General features: G+C 39.9%; 21 protein-coding genes. 7 read left to right on the top strand and 14 right to left on the bottom strand.

Annotated elements, in window-relative coordinates:
• Positions 1-24: 24 nt before the first annotated feature.
• From AC0UA9_RS05050 to prmA, 6 genes are all read right to left on the bottom strand, one after another.
• Positions 25-864 carry a class I SAM-dependent methyltransferase gene (locus AC0UA9_RS05050; protein WP_475657873.1) on the bottom strand — a complete coding sequence of 280 codons (840 nt, stop codon included), beginning with the start codon at positions 862-864 and terminating at the stop codon, positions 25-27.
• 19 nt (positions 865-883) lie between these two features.
• Positions 884-1,102: a hypothetical protein gene (locus AC0UA9_RS05055; protein WP_475657875.1), complete on the bottom strand. Its 219-nt coding sequence runs from the start codon at positions 1,100-1,102 to the stop codon at positions 884-886.
• 126 nt (positions 1,103-1,228) lie between these two features.
• On the bottom strand, positions 1,229-2,830 hold the full coding sequence (gene purH, locus AC0UA9_RS05060; protein ID WP_475657879.1) for a bifunctional phosphoribosylaminoimidazolecarboxamide formyltransferase/IMP cyclohydrolase: 1,602 nt from the start codon (positions 2,828-2,830) through the stop codon (positions 1,229-1,231).
• A 133-nt stretch (positions 2,831-2,963) separates the two neighbouring features.
• Complete coding sequence (gene fis, locus AC0UA9_RS05065) at positions 2,964-3,251, bottom strand: DNA-binding transcriptional regulator Fis (protein ID WP_114325692.1); 288 nt, start codon at positions 3,249-3,251, stop codon at positions 2,964-2,966.
• Positions 3,252-3,300: 49 nt separating this feature from the next.
• Positions 3,301-4,320, bottom strand: coding sequence for a tRNA dihydrouridine synthase DusB (gene dusB / locus AC0UA9_RS05070; protein WP_475657882.1), 1,020 nt, complete (start codon positions 4,318-4,320; stop codon positions 3,301-3,303).
• A gap of 372 nt (positions 4,321-4,692) precedes the next feature.
• Positions 4,693-5,574, bottom strand: coding sequence for a 50S ribosomal protein L11 methyltransferase (gene prmA / locus AC0UA9_RS05075; RefSeq protein WP_475657885.1), 882 nt, complete (start codon positions 5,572-5,574; stop codon positions 4,693-4,695).
• A 143-nt stretch (positions 5,575-5,717) separates the two neighbouring features.
• Between prmA and AC0UA9_RS05080 the strand changes: the two genes are divergently transcribed.
• Both AC0UA9_RS05080 and AC0UA9_RS05085 read left to right on the top strand, forming a co-directional pair.
• Complete coding sequence (locus tag AC0UA9_RS05080; RefSeq protein ID WP_475658176.1) at positions 5,718-6,203, top strand: putative 4-hydroxy-4-methyl-2-oxoglutarate aldolase; 486 nt, start codon at positions 5,718-5,720, stop codon at positions 6,201-6,203.
• Between the two features lie 71 nt (positions 6,204-6,274).
• A complete protein-coding gene (locus tag AC0UA9_RS05085) occupies positions 6,275-7,240 on the top strand; it encodes a precorrin-2 dehydrogenase/sirohydrochlorin ferrochelatase family protein (RefSeq protein ID WP_475657888.1) in 966 nt (321 codons plus the stop codon).
• Positions 7,241-7,311: 71 nt separating this feature from the next.
• Here the strand turns inward: AC0UA9_RS05085 and AC0UA9_RS05090 are convergent, their stop codons facing one another.
• The 5 genes from AC0UA9_RS05090 to AC0UA9_RS05110 form a co-directional block, all read right to left on the bottom strand.
• The gene (locus AC0UA9_RS05090) at positions 7,312-8,958 is read right to left on the bottom strand and encodes a di-heme oxidoredictase family protein (RefSeq protein ID WP_475657891.1); all 1,647 of its coding nucleotides are present in this window, start codon (positions 8,956-8,958) and stop codon (positions 7,312-7,314) included.
• A gap of 120 nt (positions 8,959-9,078) precedes the next feature.
• Positions 9,079-10,224, bottom strand: a complete 1,146-nt coding sequence (locus AC0UA9_RS05095) for an imelysin family protein (RefSeq protein ID WP_475657893.1) — start codon at positions 10,222-10,224, stop codon at positions 9,079-9,081.
• A gap of 43 nt (positions 10,225-10,267) precedes the next feature.
• Positions 10,268-11,632 carry a hypothetical protein gene (locus AC0UA9_RS05100; RefSeq protein WP_475657895.1) on the bottom strand — a complete coding sequence of 455 codons (1,365 nt, stop codon included), beginning with the start codon at positions 11,630-11,632 and terminating at the stop codon, positions 10,268-10,270.
• Entirely contained in the window at positions 11,583-11,786 is a 204-nt protein-coding gene (locus AC0UA9_RS05105; protein ID WP_475657897.1) for a hypothetical protein, read from the bottom strand. Before AC0UA9_RS05105 ends, AC0UA9_RS05100 begins: the two co-directional genes overlap by 50 nt.
• 160 nt (positions 11,787-11,946) lie before the next feature.
• On the bottom strand, positions 11,947-12,987 hold the full coding sequence (locus AC0UA9_RS05110) for a LacI family DNA-binding transcriptional regulator (RefSeq protein ID WP_475657900.1): 1,041 nt from the start codon (positions 12,985-12,987) through the stop codon (positions 11,947-11,949).
• Positions 12,988-13,130: 143 nt separating this feature from the next.
• On the opposite strand from AC0UA9_RS05110, the gene AC0UA9_RS05115 reads away from it, so the two are divergent.
• The 4 genes from AC0UA9_RS05115 (at position 13,131) to AC0UA9_RS05130 (ending at position 19,489) form a co-directional block, all read left to right on the top strand.
• On the top strand, positions 13,131-14,927 hold the full coding sequence (locus AC0UA9_RS05115) for a sodium:solute symporter family transporter (RefSeq protein WP_475657902.1): 1,797 nt from the start codon (positions 13,131-13,133) through the stop codon (positions 14,925-14,927).
• Positions 14,928-15,006: 79 nt separating this feature from the next.
• Positions 15,007-17,076 (top strand): DUF4962 domain-containing protein, encoded by a 2,070-nt coding sequence (locus AC0UA9_RS05120; protein ID WP_475657903.1) that lies wholly within the window; start codon positions 15,007-15,009, stop codon positions 17,074-17,076.
• A gap of 170 nt (positions 17,077-17,246) precedes the next feature.
• On the top strand, positions 17,247-18,011 hold the full coding sequence (locus AC0UA9_RS05125) for a 2,5-didehydro-3-deoxy-L-galactonate 5-reductase (RefSeq protein ID WP_475657905.1): 765 nt from the start codon (positions 17,247-17,249) through the stop codon (positions 18,009-18,011).
• A 155-nt stretch (positions 18,012-18,166) separates the two neighbouring features.
• Positions 18,167-19,489 (top strand): MATE family efflux transporter, encoded by a 1,323-nt coding sequence (locus tag AC0UA9_RS05130; protein WP_475658179.1) that lies wholly within the window; start codon positions 18,167-18,169, stop codon positions 19,487-19,489.
• A 31-nt stretch (positions 19,490-19,520) separates the two neighbouring features.
• Here AC0UA9_RS05130 and AC0UA9_RS05135 read toward each other — a convergent pair whose 3' ends face one another.
• The gene (locus AC0UA9_RS05135) at positions 19,521-20,162 is read right to left on the bottom strand and encodes a LysE family translocator (protein WP_475657908.1); all 642 of its coding nucleotides are present in this window, start codon (positions 20,160-20,162) and stop codon (positions 19,521-19,523) included.
• Between the two features lie 104 nt (positions 20,163-20,266).
• On the opposite strand from AC0UA9_RS05135, the gene AC0UA9_RS05140 reads away from it, so the two are divergent.
• Complete coding sequence (locus AC0UA9_RS05140) at positions 20,267-20,719, top strand: Lrp/AsnC family transcriptional regulator (RefSeq protein ID WP_475657911.1); 453 nt, start codon at positions 20,267-20,269, stop codon at positions 20,717-20,719.
• Positions 20,720-20,837: 118 nt separating this feature from the next.
• On the opposite strand, the gene AC0UA9_RS05145 is transcribed toward AC0UA9_RS05140, so the two are convergent.
• The gene (locus AC0UA9_RS05145) at positions 20,838-21,365 is read right to left on the bottom strand and encodes a DUF3750 domain-containing protein (RefSeq protein ID WP_475657914.1); all 528 of its coding nucleotides are present in this window, start codon (positions 21,363-21,365) and stop codon (positions 20,838-20,840) included.
• A 65-nt stretch (positions 21,366-21,430) separates the two neighbouring features.
• Positions 21,431-21,613 carry a hypothetical protein gene (locus tag AC0UA9_RS05150; RefSeq protein WP_475657917.1) on the bottom strand — a complete coding sequence of 61 codons (183 nt, stop codon included), beginning with the start codon at positions 21,611-21,613 and terminating at the stop codon, positions 21,431-21,433.
• Positions 21,614-21,629 lie beyond the last annotated feature (16 nt).

Consider the following 21,629-nt stretch of genomic DNA (forward strand, 5'->3'; position numbering starts at 1 on the left):
TTGTTATGTAAAGTCAGTAAACCTTTATTGTTCTGGTTTAACAAACTTCAACGTCATGCGATCACTTTCACCAATCGCTAAATATTTATCTTTATCGGTTTCGCCTAAACGTAACGAAGGCGGTAAAGTCCACACACCTTTAGGATGCTGAGCCATATCTTTCGGGTTGGCATTGATTTCACTGGCACCCGCAAAACGAAAACCTGCGGCTTTTGCTTGCTTAATCGTTTTTACTTCAGAAACATACCCTGCTGCTTTTTCAGGTGCTACTCCTATGGGTAGCCTATGTTCAACAATACCTAACACGCCGCCAGGTTTCAGCGCCTTAAAAGCATCTTTAAAGACTTGCTCTACACCACTGTCTTTCCAGTTATGTAAGTTACGAAAGGTTAAGACTAAATCAGCACTGCCTTGCGGTGCTAATTCACTTGGTTGACGAGGAGTAAAATCCGTTAATATTACTTCACTGTAAATCTCATTTGAAGCAAGCTTTTGCTCTAACCTTTTACGTGAATTGGCATAATAGTTATCTTCACCCGTATCTGGGTAATGCGCACCATAAAGCTTACCCGTCCCTTTTAAAGCAGGTGCTAATATTTCAGTATACCAGCCGCCACCGGGAGTCAGTTCTACTACAGTCATATGCGGAGCAAAGCCAAAGAACTTAAGGGTTTCAACCGGGTGTCTATATTGGTTACGAGCCTTGTTTTTTTCTGAGCGGTGCTCACCAACAGCCGCTTGTTCAAGCGTTACGCTGTTATGCGAATGGGCATAAACATTGGTATTGGTAAATAAACTAAAACCAAGTGTGGCAGTTATCACTGTTGCACAAAGTAAGGATTTTACACTAGTTAACTGAGTCATAATATTTCCATTCACTGTATTAAGTTACTAAAAGAAAGTTAGTTATAACAGATTTTAAATAAACAAGCAGTGCTGATTTTATTTCTATACGCATTTTCATGTAAGTAAATAAATCAACACTGCTTTGTTTGTCGTCACGAGTATCTTCTTCAATGCTAATGGGTATTAACCACAACCACGCCCCAAAATGAATAACGATACTTGACGTTGTTAACTGCAAATTTATAGGAGACTGCACGGAGTTGACGTTAGTTACTACTCCGTACTTCCTGTGCTCCGCCTTTGGGCTGTTCAAATGCTTTTCTGAAGCATTTGTCAGTACAGTCGACACCTAAATTAGTGTTAACTACGACATGAATCAAAATTAATGGCGAAAGTGACGCATACCGGTAAATACCATTGCAATGCCGTGTTCGTCTGCTGCAGCAATAACTTCATCATCGCGCATTGAACCACCCGGTTGAATTACTGCGGTAATGCCAGCTTCGGCAGCAGCATCTAAACCATCGCGGAATGGGAAGAATGCATCTGATGCCATTACTGAACCTTTCACTTCGAGGTTTTCGTCAGCCGCTTTTATGCCTGCAACTTTTGCTGAGTAAACGCGGCTCATTTGACCTGCACCAACACCAATGGTTGTGCTGCCTTTTGCATAAACGATAGCATTTGATTTAACAAATTTTGCTACTTTCCATACAAATTTTAAGTCGCGCATTTCGTCTTCAGTAGGTTGACGTTTAGTCACTACTTTTAAGTCGCTGTCGTTAACACGGCCTTGGTCTCTGTCTTGCACTAATAAACCACCGTTAACACGTTTAAAGTCTAAACCGGTTGTTTGAGTTTCCCAGTTACCACATGCTAATAAACGAACGTTTGGTTTGGTTGCAACAATTTTAGCTGCTTCTGCTGAGATAGATGGAGCAATAATTACTTCAACAAATTGACGAGAAACAATCGCTTGTGCTGTTTGTGCATCTAATTCACGGTTAAATGCAATAATGCCACCAAATGCTGATGTTGGGTCAGTTATGTAAGCGCCTTCGTAGGCAGCTAAGATGTTGTCACCAATAGCAACACCACATGGGTTAGCGTGTTTAACGATGACACAAGCTGGCTCTTCAAATTCTTTAACACATTCTAATGCCGCGTCGGTATCGGCAATGTTGTTATAAGATAATGCTTTACCTTGTACTTGAGTCGCAGTAGAAACAGACGCTTCTTCTGGGTTTGCTTCAACATAAAAAGCTGCGTCTTGGTGAGAGTTTTCACCGTAACGTAAATCTTGTGTTTTGATAAACTGGCTATTGAAAGTACGTGGGAACTTAACTTTGTTATCAAACGATGCTGTCGATTCAGTTTCGCCGTAAGCGGGTAACATTTTACCAAAGTAGTTAGCGATCATTCCGTCGTAGCTTGCTGTATGTTCGTAAGCAGCAATCGCTAAGTCAAAACGGGTTTTGTAAGTTAATGAATCATCATTGCTGTCCATTTCTGCTAAAACACGATCGTAATCGCTAGCATTAACAACAATTGTTACGTCTTTGTGGTTTTTAGCCGCAGCACGAACCATTGTTGGACCACCAATATCAATGTTTTCAACTGCATTTTCTAACGTACAGTTTTCATCACTAACGGCATTAGCAAATGGGTATAAGTTAACAACAACCATGTCGATTGCACTAATGTTGTTCTCAGCCATTACTGCTTCATCAGTACCACGACGCGCTAAAATACCACCGTGAATTTTAGGGTGTAACGTTTTAACACGACCATCCATAATTTCTGGGTGGCCAGTGTAATCTGATGCTTCAGTTACTTTAATGCCATTATCTGCTAAAAGTTTAGCTGTACCGCCTGTAGACAAAATATCTACACCTTTATCACTTAGACGCTGTGCAAATTCAACAATACCCGTTTTATCTGAAACACTTAACAGTGCGCGTTTAATTGGACGTGGAGTATCCATTAATATTACCTTTTAAGTTATAACCTGCCCTTACCTTGCCAAGTTACCTGTTTATTTGAAGAAAAATAGCTTAATTTAATTTCGTTTAGAAACAATAAAAGCACCCGTAGGTGCTTTTTATCAAAATATTGGCTTAGTTCATGCCATATTTTTTTAACTTTTTACGTAAAGTGCCACGATTAATACCTAACAGATTCGCCGCTCTAGTTTGGTTGCCACGGGTATACATCATTACTTCTTCTAACATTGGTGCTTCAATTTCGCTAAGTACAAGGTCGTACATATCGTCAACATCATTACCATTTAATTGTTTTAAGTAATTGTTAATCGCTATTTTAGCTTGTGTGCGTAACGGAGACGTTTTCGTTTGTGTTTGAATATCACCAGTGATAAACGGAGAAGAAATATTTTGTTCGAACATAATGTACAACTCTTTTTTATTGAATAAAAATTAACAATCAACTGACTTTCTAAGCAGTAAGTTGATCAAAACAAAGATTTAACGTTGCAAGTTGTTCACTTGCTGACGATAAACCATTAAAAGTAGATCTAAAAATTTTGCCTTGTTCTGCTGAAAAGCGTGCAGAAAAATTATCACCCATTGCATCACCTAACAATGCAAAGGACTGAACATACCAAGACACATGTTTACGCGCGATTCTCACGCCCATAAAATCACCATAAAAACGGTGTAACTCTTTAACATGTTCAATCAATATTGAACGCACCTCATTCACAGAAGGCGCTGCCATATGAGTTCCTGTTTTCAAAAAATGGTTTATTTCTCTAAAAATCCAAGGTCGCCCTTGGGCACCTCGGCCAAGCATAATTGCATCGGCTCCGGTATAGCTTAATACCTGCTCAGCTTTTTCTACTGAGGTTATATCGCCATTAGCAACAACGGGAATTGAAACAGCTTGTTTAATTGCTTTGATAGTGTCGTATTCCGCATTGCCTTTATAAAAGTCATTGCGTGTACGCCCGTGTACTGCCAGCGAAGCAATACCGTTATCTTGGGCAATTTTAGCTATTTCAATGCCATTACGGCTGTTTTCACACCAACCTGTGCGAATCTTTAACGTCACCGGAATATTTACCGAATTCACCACAGACTTAACAATTTGCTCAACCTGTGCTGGCTCTTTTAATAAAGCAGAGCCCGCTAATTTTTTATTGACCTTTTTTGCGGGACAACCCATATTAATGTCAATAATTTGCGCACCATTGTCGGCATTAATTTGTGCTGCAAAAGCCAATTCGTCAGGACAGCTACCTGCAATTTGCACGCTACGAATACCGGCATCTTTGCTATGAATCATTCTTAACTTAGATTTGTCGGTATGCCACACTTTAGGGTTTGATGACACCATTTCTGACACTGCCAAACCTGCCCCTAATCGACAACATAATTCACGAAAAGGTTGGTCAGTAATACCAGCCATAGGTGCAAGAAAAACATTACTGTCCAATTGATACGAGCCGATTTTCAAACCATTACCACGCTGACTACTTTTTAAGCACCATTACAAAAGGGCGCTAAGTTTACGTGTTTTTTACTGAATTGAAAAGCATATAATTTGAACAAAATAAGATTTTATTTGCCTTTTTAATATTGACTTTTGCCAAACTATTGATGTGAGCAGTTTTTAACCAATTGATTAAGCTATTTCGCAATAAAAATCATCTGCTTTTTAGTCAGTTTGCCTTTTTAGCTTACGCTGCGCCATTGGTGTGCATAACGCTTGTTAGCCGCAAGGCCAAAAAACTGCGGCTTAAATTGATAATACAAACGTGGTGAATTCTTTAAACAAAGCAGAAATGTTACACTAACAAATAAGGGCGCTATTTCATTGGCCAATAAATTACTTGCGCTGACCATTTAACCGCACCCATTCTTCTTGTACAGTTACTGGCGCCATATTACACCATTGCCCATATATATCTTGCAATGATTGGGCTTGCTCTTCTAATACACCTGATAACGCCAATAAGCCTTTATCGCCAACATAGGCCAGTATAACGGGGGCTAATTCACGTAAAGGGCCTGCAAGAATATTAGCCACGACGACATCCGCTTTAAAGTCAGGTTGATCTTTAGGTAAGTATAACTCGAGCCTGTCGTCAACATTATTACGTTTGGCATTGGCCAGGCTGGCTTGTAACGCTTGTGGGTCAATATCAATACCAATAACTTTTTTGGCACCTAGCTTTAATGCAGCCAATGATAAAATGCCTGAGCCACAACCAAAGTCGACCACGGTTTTCCCTTGTAAATCCAAACCGTCAAGCCAAGTTAAACAAAGTGCTGTGGTTGGGTGCGTACCAGTACCAAAGGCAAGGCCGGGATCCAGCATAACATTAACTGCGTCTGGCTCTGGTACATCGCGCCAACTTGGACAAATCCAGAGCCGCTCGCCAAATTTCATTGGATGAAAGTTATCCATCCATTCACGTTCCCAGTCTTTGTCCTCTAACTGCTCTAACTTATATTGCATTTGTTTTTTGTCAGGGTGGATGCTTTGTAAGTAACGGATCACCTTGTCCATATCATGGCTTGCATCAAATAAGCCCATGACTACCGTATTAGACCAATAGATCACCTCATCACCAGGTAGTGGCTCGTAGATAGGAGTATCTTGTGCGTCAATAAAGGTTACAGCTTGCGAGCCACAAGCGACTAACCAGTCACTATATTTCTCTGCTGTTTCTTCATTAGCGCTTAATCTAAGTTGTATCCAAGGCATTTTGTGTTTCCGGTGGTGTTAGTTAAATTTATCGAAGTTATTTATGATCATTACTTATGCTGATAATACATGAGCACAATAGTAGTTTATCACTTATTGGTGCTAAAGTAGGAACAAATTCATATGTGGTGATTAAAAATACAATGTTAGATTTACTACCCGATTTATTTGATCTTTACCCTGAGCAATTGCAATTAGCTGAGCCCTTATTTAAAAATTACGGGGCAAAAGTTATCTTTTCAGGTGAAATTGTCACTGTGTCTTGCGTTAATGATAATTCTAAAGTAAAAGAGTTAGTCGCAACTAATGGCATAGGTAAGGTAATGGTTGTTGATGGCAAGGCCATTAACAGCAATGCTTTATTAGGGGACATGTTAGCAGAAATAGCCGTTCAAAACGGCTGGCAGGCCATTGTTATTAATGGTTACATTCGTGATGCCGGCACTATTGCTACACTGCCTCTTGGTGTGAAGGCACTGGGATGTAATCCAATAAAAACTGAAAAGCTCGGTGTTGGTGATATCAATACTGACGTTACTTTTGCGGGTATTACATTTAAAGCAGGCCATTTTATTTACGGTGATTTAAATGGTTTAGCGGTTAGTAAGGGGTTATTAACCCTAGACTAAGCAAGATTTTCATAAGGCGGTTATGATAAAGTTAAGCAATTAAAGTTAATGTTTATCTACTGGGTTATATCATGCAATATTTTCCTGTTTTTCTCGATGCCAACATCATATCTGCCTTAGTTGTTGGTGGTGGTGAAGTAGCCACACGCAAAATTGAGTTATTATTAAAGTCGACCACGAATATTACCGTGATGAGTGCGCAGGTTTGTGGCAGTATTGAGCGCCTGATTAACCTACACCAATTGACTTGGTTACCACATAATTATGAGCCCGGCCATTTATCGGGTATTAACCTTGTGATCGCTGCTACTGACAGCCCTACAGTGAACCAAGCTATTTCTCAAGAAGCAACGCCATTAAATATACTGGTTAATGTGGTTGACCAACCTGCGCTTTGCACTTATATAACGCCTGCTATTATTGATAGAAGCCCAATGATTATCGCGTTGTCCAGTTCTGGCAGCTCGCCTATTCTTATTCGTATGTTACGTGAGCAAATTGAAAAAACGCTGCCACAGGCCTATGGCAAGCTTGCCGATTTTTCCTATAAATTCAGAGATCATGTAAAGGCGAGAGTCAAGGGGCTACGTAATAGGCGCAGTTTTTGGGAAAGCACGCTCAAAGGCCCAATTGGGCAAGCGGTACTTGATGGCAACCAACAAGTCGCTGAAAAACAACTGATTGCCAGTATAAAACAAGAAATAGCGCCTCCTAGCGGTGAGATTATTTTTGTTCACACCAAAGAAGGTAACCCAGATAATTTAACCTTAAATGCGCATCGTGCCATGCAGTTTGCTGACGCGGTTTTTTATGATGCAGAGGTGAACATTGACTTGATTGAATATGTGCGCCGAGATGCTGAAAAGCTTTTACAAACGGTTAGCTCTACTATTTTAATTAATTATCAACATGCAATTGAGCTAGCAAAACAAGGTCAAAAAGTTATTTACTTGTTAGCAGGCAATGAAACATTACCACACAATGAAGCATTACAAATTAGCCAAATAAACACCCAAGAAATAATCAGTGGCGATTAACGCCGCCAATAGTGTCAATGAAATTAAGCTAGGTATAGCGATAAGCGAGATTTCTCTTCGCTTATCGCTTGTTATAACGACATCACAAAGTCAATTAACGCCTGGCGTTGTGTTTGTGCCAGCGCCATATAATCCTTTTTACTTTGCTCTGCTTCACCACCATGCCATAAAATAGCTTCTTCAATGGTTGCTGCTCGGCCATCATGTAAAAAACCTGCATTGGGATTCACTGTTTTTGTTAAGCCTATGCCCCACAAGGGCCGCGTTTTCCACTCTTGTCCCGTTGCAGTAAAGTCACGGCGGTTATCCGCTAGCCCTTCTCCCATGTCATGTAGTAACATATCGGTAAATGGGTAAATATGTTGTCCTTTTAAAGCGTCAGGCGCTGGCACACCACCAACTGAAACATTGCCTGACATTGTGATAAAGTCAGGTTGATGACAACCGGTGCAGTTTACTTGGCTAAATAGCTGTGCGCCTGCAACTACCGATGTTTTAGTCGTATTTCGCCTAGCGGGTACAGCGAGAGTTTCAGCATAAAAAACAACATCATCCGAAAATACTTCTGTTGCTTCGGTATGCCCCTGTTCATCTGTGCCTGTATCGATAAAACCAGTACGTGCTAGATAGCTTTCATGCAATAAGGTATTAGCAATACTTTCATCAGGGAACAAAGGGTTAGTAATGCCTATATCACCTCGTAAAGCGCCCAGAGATTGCACACGAACACTTGGTGTATTGGCTTTCCAGCCAAAGCGGCCTAATGATACAGGAACAGCATCATTGTTCTTTGCTTTTACGGCATCAAACACCCAGTTAGGCCGACCTGAAATACCATCATTATTATCATCGTCTTCATCGGCTAACGCTAGTATATCAGCCTCGTTGATCAGCTCAAGCAACCCTAAACCAAACACTGGCATGCCATTTCTTGCGCTGTAACGAACATCCGCTTGCAAAAGCGCGCTGTCTGCACGGTTTGCCGCACTTACGTCGTAAGGCTGCTCAATAGTAAAGACAGGCTTTTTTAGCTCAACAGTACTGCCATCTGAATAAGTAGCGGTAGAATACTCATAAGAAAGATAAACCTTAGCTTGTCCAACAAAAGGCTCGTTTTGCCAGTCGTGTCGCGCTTTTAATACGCCGCGATGGAAAAGTTGTGTACCAAACTCCGCAACGCCTACATTTTTACAGTAATTATTGTTGATTGTGGGTTGTTCACATTCGCCATCATCAATACTCATCCGGAGAAATATACCCGCATTAGGACCAAGCAACACCCGCTCTTGCCCTTTTGCTAACGTGATTGTTGAGGGCCGACCGTCACGCTGATGACAAGAGTTACAATCTTGATTATTAAATACTGGCCCTAAGCCGTCTAGATCTGGGTGTTCTTTATTCGGCGCTGTGGTAAAGGCAGTTTCAAAGTGGGTATCACCGGCTATATGTCGCGCTAACTCCGTGGTGTTTAAGTTAGGCATCGGCATAGAAAAACCATGGCCAGAATCACTTGCATCTATCGCGGTTGCATCCCCCCCTAACCTCTTCACATCAGTATAAGCAACTTGTGCAGGCTCTTTTTCAGCTCCATTAGAGGCATTGTCTGCGTTACTTGTATCACAGCCAGAAATAATGGTTGCGCAAGCAAAAGCGATGGCTAGATTCAACCACCTGCTTTGACTTACTTTACTTCGCTTGCTTTTCTTTACATTAATCATTCACAGGGTTTCCAGCATGGGCTTTACAATAGTTGGCCTCCTTGCACAACCGAGTTATTTTCAATACTAATGAGGGCAGTGAGTCGCTTAACAATAAGCGACTTAACACCAACGGCTAACTTACTGCTGCCATTGTTGTAACTTAGTTAATACATCATTTTCAAGTGACGTTTGTAAGGTTGTTAATGCCTCAATGGCCGTTTCAATTCTTAACCTTGCATCCGCATTATTTATTGCTTGTCGAAAAGGTAACTCTGTCTCACCGGCAATGGCAACGATAGCCGCAATTGCTGTGGCTATTTCTGTATCCACTCTACTGGCCACGCTTGCATCGGCTGCGTTAACAAAGTCAATAATGCCAGCTTTATCTGCTTGCCCGTCAAATTCGCCACGGTAAACATTTTGAACACCGCGGATATTGTCGGTAAAATCAGCTAATGAGTTCCAACTGTATTGTGATTCCACTTTACTGGTATCAGTGTTGTCTATGCTACTGCCAAAAGGCTCAGCAATTTTTCCGTTACCTACTTCATCAACAATGCCTATCATGCCATTGATCAACTCTTCTACTACCCCAAGTTGCGATGCATAAATTTCATTGTCAGCACTTAATAAATAATCCTTATAGGCAATAGAGCTAGCATCATCCGGGTTATTTACCACCACCCAAGCATCATATAATGTTTGTGTATGGTTTTTAAACACTTCAGCGGCTGCAGATAAATACTCTCGTTCCAGTGATGTCATTTGTGTAATGCTTTTTTCATTGTCAGTAACGCCGTCACCAAACAATAAAAACTCCATGGTATGAAAACCTTGAACATCATCATTAAATGTTTTTAGCTCTTGTGCACTAAAACCGCTTTGCGACGCTAACAGTGCTTCTAAATCAGCAGTATTTAATGGCCAAGTATCTAAATGGGGGTCAATAGAAAGTGCGTCAACTGGGCCAAATATATGTGCTTCGCCTTGCTCCCACGGCACGCGCACATCTTTCCATGCTTGTTGGGCTGCGGCTAGGTTTTCTGCAGTTGGTGTATTAACTAAGTTCTGCGTTGCTAATAAAAAGTTAGCGGCTTCATTATTTAGGTTTTCATACCCTGCCACAATCACGTCATTGGTTAAGTTGGTGATCATTTCCGTTGCTGCAAAAGTAAATGTTGTAGGCTCAACAGCGGGTGCGTCGTCATTTGACGAACTACTACCACAACCGGTAAGTACCAGAGCTGAAATGGCAACGGCCGATAAGGTTTTTTTAAATGTCATATTGTGTCCTTTAATTAAAGTCGGTTTACAATGAATTGAATGGTTATATCGAGAAGAAATAGCCCATCGACAGGCTAAATGTCGTGCCGTTGTCTAACGTGCTTTGTGCATGCTTTTGTTGACCAACTTCAGCTTTTAATACTATGTTTTGAATAGGAAAATAATTTATTCCTAGCGCCAGTGATTCCATATTGAAGCGCTCTGTAGCATTGCCTTGTTCAACTTTTTTAATCGGATTGGCATACTCATAGAGGGTGTATATATGAAGCGGGGTCTCTAGATTAAATAGCCCTTGGCTATTGTAAGACAGCTCAACAAATGCTGATTCAGCCTCACTACCTAGTTGTGAAAAGTTACCCGGCTTTAAACCCGGTGTTGTTTTGTTAGCATTGGTAATTGCTAGGCTATCGTCTAATTTACCGAATAAGTATTGCGCGCGTATTAACCAGCCCTTATAACTGTAAGCGCCGTGTAGGCCAATTAGTGATAAGTTACCGTCACCTTCAACCTTAGTATCATTATGGCGATTCCCCGTGGTATTACCGTTATAGTAACTAACGCCGATACCCTTACCTGCTTTTATGTCGCCATAATCTAGTCGTAATGTCAGTGCCAAATTATCTGCATTGACCGTTTCAAAGCGCTTTTGGTGTCCGGTAGCAACCCAATTGTAAGTTCTAAAGTACTCTGAATTTAGCCCCGTAGTAATTAGCGTTTGTAAGCTAAAATTTTGCCATTGGCTAATTAAATTCACGCCTGTTTCGTGCCAAACTTGTGGAATAAGGCTAGCCTCACTCCAATAACGTTGTGTTGAAAAATACTGTGTCGGTTTGTGCAAATCAGTACCCAAACCAACAGGCACAAAAATATGGCCCATTTTTAACGTGAAATATTGATTAGCGTTATATTTAACCTGCATTTTTTCAACAACAACTTCACCACCTGCTTCAACCTCGGTTTCAAACTCACCAAACTCTTCAAAACCGTCATATTCAAGGGTTGAGCCTGTGCCACCATGCTCATATTCAAGTTCAACTTCAACTTGCCATTTAGGGTCAAAATCGTAGACAAACTCTAGCACTACACGCTCTAAGTCTGTGCTAGCGCGACGTTCTGGGTTGGTATCTTGAATATTACGATATACGTCTTCACTTTTATAAAGCACACTGCCGTAGGATTTTATTGCCCAATTTTTTTCATTTAAACTACTTTGGCTTACTGCCGCATTTGTATCTTCTGTTGCTTTAATTGCGGTATTTTTTAAATCAGCGAGCTGTTTTTCTATTAACTGTAACTGTTTTTGTTGCGTTTTAAGCGCTTGTTCTAGCTCAGGTTGAGTTGCAGCAACACTATAATTATTAAGAAAAAGGAAACTGTACGCTAGGGTAGATATTAAAACTTTTTTCATCAAACCAACCAGTAATCAAATGATAATCAATGCTATTTGCATTTATAGTAATGGCACTTTCAGTTGATTGCAAGTGATAATCATTATCAATACAGGGTGATATTAAAAAAAATAGTTTTTTGTTTGGAAGAATGGCTAAAGTAAATTTTTTCATTGTCTATCGAACCTTGTCCATAGACAACAACGTGAGCTCAGAACCTTGCTGCATCAACAAATAAGCACCACCTGAATGAAGTAACTAGTGAGTATGAATTTTACGCCCAGTGTTTTATCAATATATAGTGTTCGTACGGCTTTCATTTAGCCATTCGGCGCTACAAACTTTTACAAGATGCTCTTTTTATTAATGAACAAGGAACAGTCACGCGGTAAGCTAATTTTTCTTTACTATTAGCTTTGTTATTTTCACTGCGATTATCATCTATATTTTCAAGCAACAATTTCGCTGACTCTACCCCAATTTGGTAGGGCTCTTGACTCACCACTGTAATAGGCACTTTAAAAAATTTAGCCATAGGAATATCGTCAAAACCTACTAAGGACACATCATCAGGGATAACAATTTTATGTTGATCTAGTATTGTTAATAAATCAGTCGTTATGGCTAAATGCTGGGTAAAAAAAGCCGTAGGTGCGTTGGTGGACTCAAGCATTTTTATTGGTGACTGGGCAAAGCCCGTGTCGCGTTGCCAATACTGAATCAGCGTTTCATCAAGTGATATGTTATGTTTTTTTAAGGCCGCAGTATAACCTTGATAACGCTCATCGCGAGATTTAACATTTTCAAAGTTTTGAGTTAAAAAACAAATTCTTTTATGCCCCAAGGAAATTAAATATTCCGTGGCTTCAAATGCAGATTTTCGATAATCAGATATTATAATATTTTTTTCATTACCATCATGCTCAAGTTGAAAATGTACAATGGGCAGACCGTTGTTAATGTATTTATCAATCAGTTTTGTATTTTGGCCTGATGAAGCAATAATAATGCCGTCTACACGTAATTGGTATAGTGTTTCTAAAGATTTAGCTTCAATGGCGGGGTCAACATCTGTGTTATAAATTAATACATTGTAGTCTTTTTCTTTGCAATAATCGTCAATCCCCCTAATAGTTCTACTGGTATAAAAACCGGTAATATCCCTCACTATTACCCCTATTGTTTTAGTCGTATTCATTTTTAAACTACGTGCAATTGGATTTGGTACATAATCAAGTTTGTCTATAGCCAACTTTATACGTTCTTTTGTTTTTTCTGACATGTAATCAAAACGACCGTTTAGGTATTGAGATACGGTACTTTTTGAAACACCAGCCAGCTCGGCAACATCGATTAATTTTATTTTTTTCTGCATGTATATTTTTCTTTAGCGCTATGAATAGTTGAATATTGACATTTTGCAACAATATGATAAATTAATCTACTAAATCGGTTTAGTAAAATGATTTAGTTATTTAACTCCAGTAATTTTGAGAGCTTATAATAAGGTAAAACAGAGTGGAAATTTCTAATATTGAATACCTAGTGATCCTTGGGTACCTCCTGCTAATCATCATTGTGGGCTTGGTTTTCAAAAAGTTTTCGGCCAATACCGATGACTACTTTAAAGGAGGCTGTAAAGGGAGTTGGTGGCTAGTTGGCAGTAGCGCTTTTATGAGTGCTTTTAGTGCTTGGACCTTTACTGGTGCCGCGGGTATCGCCTATGAATCTGGCTTTTCTGCTATGTTTATATTTTTTGGTAATGTCCTTGGCTTTTTCGTCAACTATTTGTTTATGGGACCTTGGTTACGCCAAATGCGAGTAACCACCTTCCCTGAAGCTATCGCCAGCAGATTTGGTGACAAAACACGTGATTTTTACGCTTATTATGAAGTCCCAATACGCATTTTATACTCTGCTATGGCGCTGTACGGTTTAGGCATTTTCTGCGCTGCCGTTTTTGGCTACAACATTAATTATGTCATTGTAGTTTGTGGTGTTGTTGTGCTGCTTTACTCAGCCACTGGTGGCCGCTGGGCTGTAATGGCAACAGACTTTTTACAAGGCCTAATTTTGGTACCACTCACCTTAATTGTCGCTTATCTTTGTTTAGATGCCCTTGGCGGTATAAACAATTTATTTGTAACTATTGAGCAAAAAGGCTTAAGTGAAGAATACAGCATGGTTAATTCTGCAACCCTTTTTGGTGGTGCTTATACCTGGGGTTGGGCCAGTGCCATGATGGCCAAACAATTTATTGTCTTCAACTCAATGAATGCCGCACCGCGTTATTTCTCGGTTAAAGATGGTAAAGAAGCCAAAAAAGCCGCGTTACTTTGCTCGGTATTAATGCTGCTGGGTAGCTTTATTTGGTTTTTACCCCCGATCACTGCACGCCTTTTATACCCCGACCTCGTTATGGCATTTGACATAGCCAAGCCCGCAGAGGCTAGTTATGCTGTTGCCAGTATTAGTTTATTACCTGTTGGCCTCGTTGGTTTAATTGTTGTTGCCATTCTTGCGGCAACCATGAGCTCAATGGATACAGGACTCAATACCAATGTTGCAATTTTGATTAAAGATATTTACCCCAAAATATCTCGACAATTACAATGGAAAGCGAAAAGAGAGTCAGAATTATTAAATTACGGGCGAACATTAACCTGGGTAATGGGCTTTTTAATTGTGTTATTAGCACTCTACTTTGCCCAGCAAGATGGCTCAGGAATATTCGAAATTATGTTGCAAGTAGGCACATTACTTTCTATGCCTATTACCATTCCCTTACTCTTGGGTATGTTTATTCGACAAACCCCTTGGTGGGCAGCACTGTTCTCTATAGCCTGTGCCTTGGTATTTTCTACTTTAGCATACTTTGAAGTCCCCTTAAGTTACCTTGGCTTTTCACAAGCCTATAGCGATAGTTTTGCATGGAATTTTCAACAACAATTCTTCGGTGTCTTAGGCTCAGGAACCTTTGGCTTTTTAGTGTCGACGCTTTTTGCACCGGGTCAACGTTCTGCGCACCGTCAAATGGTTGATAAATTCTTTACTAATATGAAAACTCCTATTGATTTTGAAAAAGAAATTGGCGAAGGAAATGATCTGAGTCAACTGACCGCCATTGGTCGTTTTGGTATAGCTGTGGCGGGCTTCATTACATTGATGCTGATTATCCCTAACCCATTAGAGGGCAGAATAACAATCCTAGTACTGGCGGTGATTATTGGCGCAATCAGTTTGTTAATGTTAAAAGCCGGCAAGCAACCCGACACTACAGCTACGGCAAAACCTTTAGCATCACAAACCAAATAATTGAGCTCTTTATTTGAAAAACTTAGTTGAAAACGTATTTTAAACCATTATTTATCTCGCTTGATAACAGGAATTAACCATGAATTATTTACTTATAAACGACCAGCTTGACGCTTTAAAAGCAGAATTACAAACATGCCGTAAAGCTCATTTAACAAGGCTGCTAGAACAATGCCGTTTATATGAAGACGAGGTTTTATCAAAAGAGCACCCACACACCAGTATTACCTATATAGGCATGGCAGCAGCCAACTTGAGTTTGGCCTATTTATTAACAGAGCAAGACCATTACCTACAAGAAGCAAAACGTTGGATTTTTACCGCTGTTGATTATGACGTATGGGGCTTTGGCTTTTTGGTAGATGTTGATCTTAGCGCATCATGGTTATTGTATGGGTTAGGGTTATCTTATGATTGGATTAAAGATCATTTAACCGATGAAGAGCGTAACAAGTTTCTTAATAAATTAATTTTACAAGGCAATAAAATTTTTGATTATGGCCAAGAAAACCTAGGCCATTGTTGGTCGACCAACTATTGGCAAAATCATAACTGGATTAACTATTCAGGTTTATTAACAACCGCATACGCAATTCGCGCTGAGCATAAAGGTGCGCAAGTATGGATTGATGAAATTAAAGACAATTTTGAAAAAGTATTTGAATACCTACCTGAAGACGGCTCTAACTACGAAGGCACAGGGTATTGGCGATATGCCATTAACTTTTTCCTTTCTGCTGCTGACTATATTCGTCAAGACGGTGGACCAAACTACTTTGAAGCGGGCTTCTTAAAGCATTCATTTGATTTCCGTCTTTATCAGTCGGCACCAAATTGGGAAGAAAACATTAATTTTGCCGACGTACATGACAGAAGAAGCTCTCACTCGATTGCCGCTTATTACAAAATAGCATCAGAGTACGACAATAACCAAGCACAATGGTTAGGTGAAATGGTGCGCACTAAATTCCTATTTAGAGAAGCGTATCAAAGTAAAATATTCCCCGGCATTTTACCTGAAGCGTTCTTAGAGTTAATTTGGTACAACCCTGAAATAGCTGAACAGTCACCTGAAGATTTACCGTTAACCAAGTATTTCCCCGACCTTGGCTTAGTGGTTATGCGCTCTAGCTGGGACACTGATGCTACGCACCTTTCTTTTAAATCAAGCCCTGCAGGTGGTCATAAACAATGGAATATGAGCTGGGAGCTGGATAAGAAAAACGATTGGAAAACGCGTAGCTTAACTCATTACCATGTTGATTTTAACCACTTTATATTAATACACAACGGCGCATCTTTAGCCATTGACGAAGGCTACAACCGCATGTCTAAAGCTGAAGTACATAACTTAATTACTGTTGATGGTACCGGTTGTGTTGGTGAAAAAATATGGGATGAAGGCGACTTAAGTGACCCAAGGTTATTTGACTTAAACTGTAAAGGTATTCATAACGTATGGCGAGACGTACCAGAAGAGGCAATCGCTAAGGTGGAAGCTTTCTCTAATGACAATGGCTATACCTATGTTGTGGGTGAGTCTAGCAAAATGTATTACCCCGAAATGGAACTAACACGTAATGCTCGACACATCATCAATAGCGAATGTGGTTATTTTATCTTCTTAGATGAGTTAGAAAGCCAACTAGAGCACACCTATACTTGGCGTATGCATTCAGAAAAATATGCTAATCAAGTAAGCCAAGATCACTTTGAAATTATCAATGGCACAGGTGCGCTTAACGTATTTACAGTGTTCCCTGAAAAACGTGAGACAAAAGTTGACGAAACGCTGGTTGAAGAAATAATGACGCCTCAACGTCCAGATGATATTCGCCGTATTAGTTTAAAAACCTTATTAATTGAGAACCCTGAAAAAAGTAAAAACAGTTATTTTCTTAACGTTCTTCAACCAAAAGATGCATTACAAGGCGCTGAAAATACCAATATCTCAGTTCAGTCTATTAAGGGTGAACAGTGTATAGGCGTTGAAATCACGTCAGAAAATCATATTGAAACCTTTGTTTTCTCTAATAAAAATACAATAAACTATAAAGATATTCAATCTCAAGCTAAGTGGATTGCTATTTTAAAAGACAAAGCTGGCAATATTATTAAAACAACCCGTTATGATGGTGTTAATGAGTAAGTAGTAATTAGCTATTAGCTACGTATTAGTTAGAGATTAGCTGCCTATTAAAAACAGTAAATCAAAGGTGAATCTTTGGGCTAGTCTTAGGTGCAATCGTACCTGTAACGGTTGCATTCTAGGGCTACTCATCAAGGATCACTGATACATAATATAAGGATAAAATTAGCATGTTAGAACAATTCAATTTAGCGGGTAAAGTAGCCTTAGTTACAGGCTGCAAACGCGGTATTGGTAAAGCGATTGCACTAGGCCTTGCCGAAGCTGGAGCAGATATTATTGGTGTTTCAGCCAGTTTAGCATTACAAGGCTCTGCTGTTGAAAAAGAAGTCACGGCCCTAGGGCGTAGTTTTAAAGGCTATCAATGCGACTTTTCTGACCGCAAGGCATTATATTCATTTATTGACGCCGTTAAAACTGACTTTCCTAAAATTGATATTTTAGTGAATAACGCTGGTACTATTTTACGTGCACCTGCGGTAGAACACAGCGATGATTTATGGGATAAAGTGATTGATGTTAATTTAAATGCGCAATTTATTTTAAGCCGTGAAATCGGTAAAGAAATGGTCAACCGCGGCGCAGGTAACATTATTTTTACCGCATCATTGTTAACCTTTCAAGGGGGGGTAACTGTTCCTGGCTATGCCGCTAGCAAAGGTGCTATCGGGCAACTAGTGATGGCACTGTCAAATGAATGGGCTGGTAAAGGTGTGAATGTAAACGCGATTGCACCTGGCTATATTGATACTGATAATACAGAAGCATTACGCAATGATCCTGAGCGCTCGGCGGCTATTTTAGCGCGTATTCCGCAAGGTCGTTGGGGCAACCCCGATGATTTTAAAGGCCCCGCAGTGTTCTTAGCGTCTGAGGCCGCAAGTTATGTAAACGGCACAACGTTACTCGTTGATGGCGGATGGATGGGTCGATAGTAGCCGATTAACCATTAATACTAAAAAGCTTACCCCATGATGACACAAGTAGTCGCTTTGTTTAATCAGGTAAGCTTATTATGCTTTCGCTAGTTTATCACTTACTTATTCTTCGGTTATCAGTAAAGTGCGCATAAAAATAAGGGTTATTTTTGATGAATCCCCAGTCGCATGTTAGGCGTAACTTTTCATTAGCTTGGCCGCTCGCCTTTAATGCTTTGCTCGTTCAATCCATGTTAATGATTGACACCCTGCTCGTTGCACCATTAGGAGAATTACCTGTGGCGGCTATGGGTATTGCCACCACCATTGTAACCTTTGTCATAGGCATTGAAATTGCCATTGGCAACGGTGTTCAATTATTAGTTGGCAGAGCCTTTGGTTCTGACAATAAGGCTGATCTTGCCATCGCTTATTGGTCTGGTTTATTCATCAATATTACGACTTCATTCGTTTTTTTCATTATTTTGAGCTTTTGGGGCACTGAACTGGTCGCTATCATTACTGATGATAAAAAATTAGCTGAGCTGGCTAATACCTATATATCCATTACTAAATATATCATTTTGATCACAGCATACACGCAAGTTTGTACTGCCTTTTGTAATGGCCAAGGCAATTCTAAAGTACCACTAAAAGGCTTTATGATTGAGCTACCTGTTAATGCATTGCTTAGCTATTTTTTAATCCATGGTTTTGCAGAACATGAAGGACTGGGTGTAGAAGGTGCTGCTTGGGGCAGTCTACTTGCTGTTTTTTTAAGGGCTACATTCTTTTATTTCACTTTAAAATCAGGTGATAAAGTAGCCTTAGCGTACCCGAAAAATAGTATTTTTGGGAAAAAAATTAAGTCTCAGTTCAGTGAGATATACCCCATCGCTGCAAACTTTTTTGTACTTTCGGTCGGTGCTACTGTTTATCAATTATTGTTTGCCCAGCTGTCGTTGTTTTCATTTGTGGCAATCACACTTATTTTTCCTTGGGTGCGCGCTGGAACACAATTTCCCAACGCTTGGGCTCAAGCTTCAGGCATTAGTATTAGTCAGGCGTTAGGCCAACAAAATACTGGGGAACTCAAGCTATTTGTCGCCAGTTGTATAAAAGTAGGCATGGCGTTGTCATTTTTAATTGCCGGGCTATTCTTTATACTTAGCCAGTGTATCGACCTTGTCTATCCCGACATTGAAGCCGAAACACAAATAGCTTTAATGATTATCGCGCCGCTGTATATTATTCTGCCCATTATTCGTGCTTATAACACAGTGTCAGGTAATATTTTACGCGCCTTGGGAAATAGTAACTTAGTATTAAAAGTTCACTTTGTAACACAGTGGGCTATATCACTACCGCTTTGCGCGGTATTAGTGCTTTATTTTGACGTATCCATTTTTTGGGCGTTCGCTATGCTTCCTTTAGAAGAATTGCTCAAAACTATCCCGTTCTACCGCTATAAAAAAGCCTATATAAACCGTTTATAAGAATTACAGGGGTGTTCTAATTAATTGCTTACTATAAGTGTACTAGTAGCTTTTGCGCACTATCAAACAACATTAATGTGCCTAAAATACATAATATAATGGCAGAAAGTCGACCAAATTTTAGTGCAAGTGCTGGGTTATTGCTTAAGATTTTTCGAGCGCTAACACCAATAACCCAATAGACAAAGCCACAACCAATTAAATGAATTATGCTTAATACTAACAGCTGCTCGGTAACCGTAAATGACAAGGTCGGCAATACAAATTGTGGTAATAAGGCTAAAAACAGCAGCATTACTTTAGGGTTTAAGCCGCTAATAATAAAACCCTTTTTCATCCACTTTAGTGGTGTTTCGCCTAATTCGCTAGCAGCGCCGTTATATACTACCGGTACTGGTGGGTTTTTATAAAGCGAAAGCGCGATCCAAACAATATACAGCGCGCCAAGTAAGGTTAAAAACTTCATTAACATCACATGCGAAGCTAAAATAGCCCCCAAACCTACCACGACAATCAGCGCGGCAATAAGATGGCCTAACAAAAGCCCTGAAACTGCTGGAATAATTTTATCGCCTGCAATGCCTGCGCTTATGGTATACGCCCAATCAGCACCTGGGGTAAGTACAAACAATATTGACACTAGCCAAAAAGAAAAAATAACATTAATATCCATCAGCAATAACCTAAAATAAATGAGAGTATATTTTATTACTTTCTTATGGGAAAAAAATACTATACTTTACCTTATTAACCCCCATTATTAGGAAATAATTGTATATGGATAGCATAGATCGGAAAATTCTTGCTGAGCTGCAAGTAGATGGCCGACTCACGCTTTCAGAGCTTGCAGATCGCGTCGGGCTTAGTGTTTCGCCATGTCACCGCCGCGTTAAAGAATTAGAAAAAACTAAAGCAATTGTGGGCTACAGGACAGAGATCTCTCCAGAAAAAGTAGGCCTTAATTTTTCTGCGTTGGTTTTTATTACTATTAAAGAAGGTGATAAAGCATCGTTGGCTAAACTTGAATTAGCCATTGAAGATATTCCACAAATAACGAATGCGCAGCGTTTGTTTGGCACACCTGATTATTTACTGCATGTGGTGACTAGGGATTTAGGCGCGTTTCAAAAATTATACGATGATAAACTATCGGCGCTGCCCGGCGTGCAACGTTTAACCTCAACCCTAGTGATGAAAGATATTGTTCGAGCTCGAAACCTGCATTTTTAATTATACATCCCCAAGTAATCCCCCATTGAAATAGTAACTAGAGCACTCGCTTATAAAGCTTCAGATGAAAAGTCTGTTTTATTCAAATTTGCGCGAGTGTTCTTGTTAATTATACTTATTAATTGGCATAACCACTGCCAATGGCACTCAATGGTAATTCTAGTTCAAGCTCTGGTACTTGAAGAGCCATCCAAGCGACAAAGGTATTACTGTTTGGACCCGGAATAACACGATATTCATTTGCCCAAGGGTAAACCGCTATGGCTGCTTTAATTTGGGGAATAAGCTTAGCGGCCTTCTCTCCTTTAATAGAAAGCAGTAATTCCGGTTTTGCTCCAAACCAGTATCTATCAGGTGTCACTGTTTCATATGCTCTTATAGCGGGTAAGCCTCGTTCTACCTGCCAACCAATAACTTCATAAACACTATACTTAGTTGCGTTCTCTTCTTTAATTGCAATCCAAGGGTGAATCGCAAACCAACCACGCCAGCTATACGCATTGGCGGCATAAAATTCAATAATCGCCCTGCTATCTTCACTAGGTGGAGTGGCAATACCCGCAGGCTCTCGGCTCGCTGTGCGCCAATCAGTGTTTGAACAAGCACTAATAAACAGTACAACGCAAACAATAGTCAAAGTTCTCATATACCCTACTTGTCTTATACATTGTGTTTCACTGTATTGATTTGCCTTGTTATAAGCCAATTACACTAAACAGATAACTCGATCAATATAGTATATGAGGTAACAAGCCCAAACAATGAAGTGTTGGGCGTTAATGATTTGATAACCCAATCTTCTTTCGTTAATTCAGATATTTTATTATTGAGGGAGTTGATATCAACTTGATTTGACCAGAAGCCTTTCTTTTTAAATTCAATAACTTTTTGCAATCTAGTATCCTTTCAT

Source organism: Colwellia sp. F1 (assembly GCF_056238625.1).

What these genes read in the sequence shown, in the direction of transcription:
- AC0UA9_RS05145 (WP_475657914.1), bottom strand. Translation starts at nt 21,365, where the DNA reads ATGAGAACTTTGACTATTGTTTGCGTTGTACTGTTTATTAGTGCTTGT.
- AC0UA9_RS05090 (WP_475657891.1), bottom strand. Translation starts at nt 8,958, where the DNA reads ATGATTAATGTAAAGAAAAGCAAGCGAAGTAAAGTAAGTCAAAGCAGG.
- AC0UA9_RS05105 (WP_475657897.1), bottom strand. Translation starts at nt 11,786, where the DNA reads ATGAAAAAATTTACTTTAGCCATTCTTCCAAACAAAAAACTATTTTTT.
- AC0UA9_RS05120 (WP_475657903.1), top strand. Translation starts at nt 15,007, where the DNA reads ATGAATTATTTACTTATAAACGACCAGCTTGACGCTTTAAAAGCAGAA.
- AC0UA9_RS05125 (WP_475657905.1), top strand. Translation starts at nt 17,247, where the DNA reads ATGTTAGAACAATTCAATTTAGCGGGTAAAGTAGCCTTAGTTACAGGC.
- fis (WP_114325692.1), bottom strand. Translation starts at nt 3,251, where the DNA reads ATGTTCGAACAAAATATTTCTTCTCCGTTTATCACTGGTGATATTCAA.
- AC0UA9_RS05050 (WP_475657873.1), bottom strand. Translation starts at nt 864, where the DNA reads ATGACTCAGTTAACTAGTGTAAAATCCTTACTTTGTGCAACAGTGATA.
- prmA (WP_475657885.1), bottom strand. Translation starts at nt 5,574, where the DNA reads ATGCCTTGGATACAACTTAGATTAAGCGCTAATGAAGAAACAGCAGAG.
- AC0UA9_RS05130 (WP_475658179.1), top strand. Translation starts at nt 18,167, where the DNA reads ATGAATCCCCAGTCGCATGTTAGGCGTAACTTTTCATTAGCTTGGCCG.
- AC0UA9_RS05085 (WP_475657888.1), top strand. Translation starts at nt 6,275, where the DNA reads ATGCAATATTTTCCTGTTTTTCTCGATGCCAACATCATATCTGCCTTA.
- AC0UA9_RS05135 (WP_475657908.1), bottom strand. Translation starts at nt 20,162, where the DNA reads ATGGATATTAATGTTATTTTTTCTTTTTGGCTAGTGTCAATATTGTTT.
- AC0UA9_RS05110 (WP_475657900.1), bottom strand. Translation starts at nt 12,987, where the DNA reads ATGCAGAAAAAAATAAAATTAATCGATGTTGCCGAGCTGGCTGGTGTT.
- AC0UA9_RS05100 (WP_475657895.1), bottom strand. Translation starts at nt 11,632, where the DNA reads ATGAAAAAAGTTTTAATATCTACCCTAGCGTACAGTTTCCTTTTTCTT.
- AC0UA9_RS05080 (WP_475658176.1), top strand. Translation starts at nt 5,718, where the DNA reads ATGTTAGATTTACTACCCGATTTATTTGATCTTTACCCTGAGCAATTG.
- AC0UA9_RS05140 (WP_475657911.1), top strand. Translation starts at nt 20,267, where the DNA reads ATGGATAGCATAGATCGGAAAATTCTTGCTGAGCTGCAAGTAGATGGC.
- purH (WP_475657879.1), bottom strand. Translation starts at nt 2,830, where the DNA reads ATGGATACTCCACGTCCAATTAAACGCGCACTGTTAAGTGTTTCAGAT.
- AC0UA9_RS05095 (WP_475657893.1), bottom strand. Translation starts at nt 10,224, where the DNA reads ATGACATTTAAAAAAACCTTATCGGCCGTTGCCATTTCAGCTCTGGTA.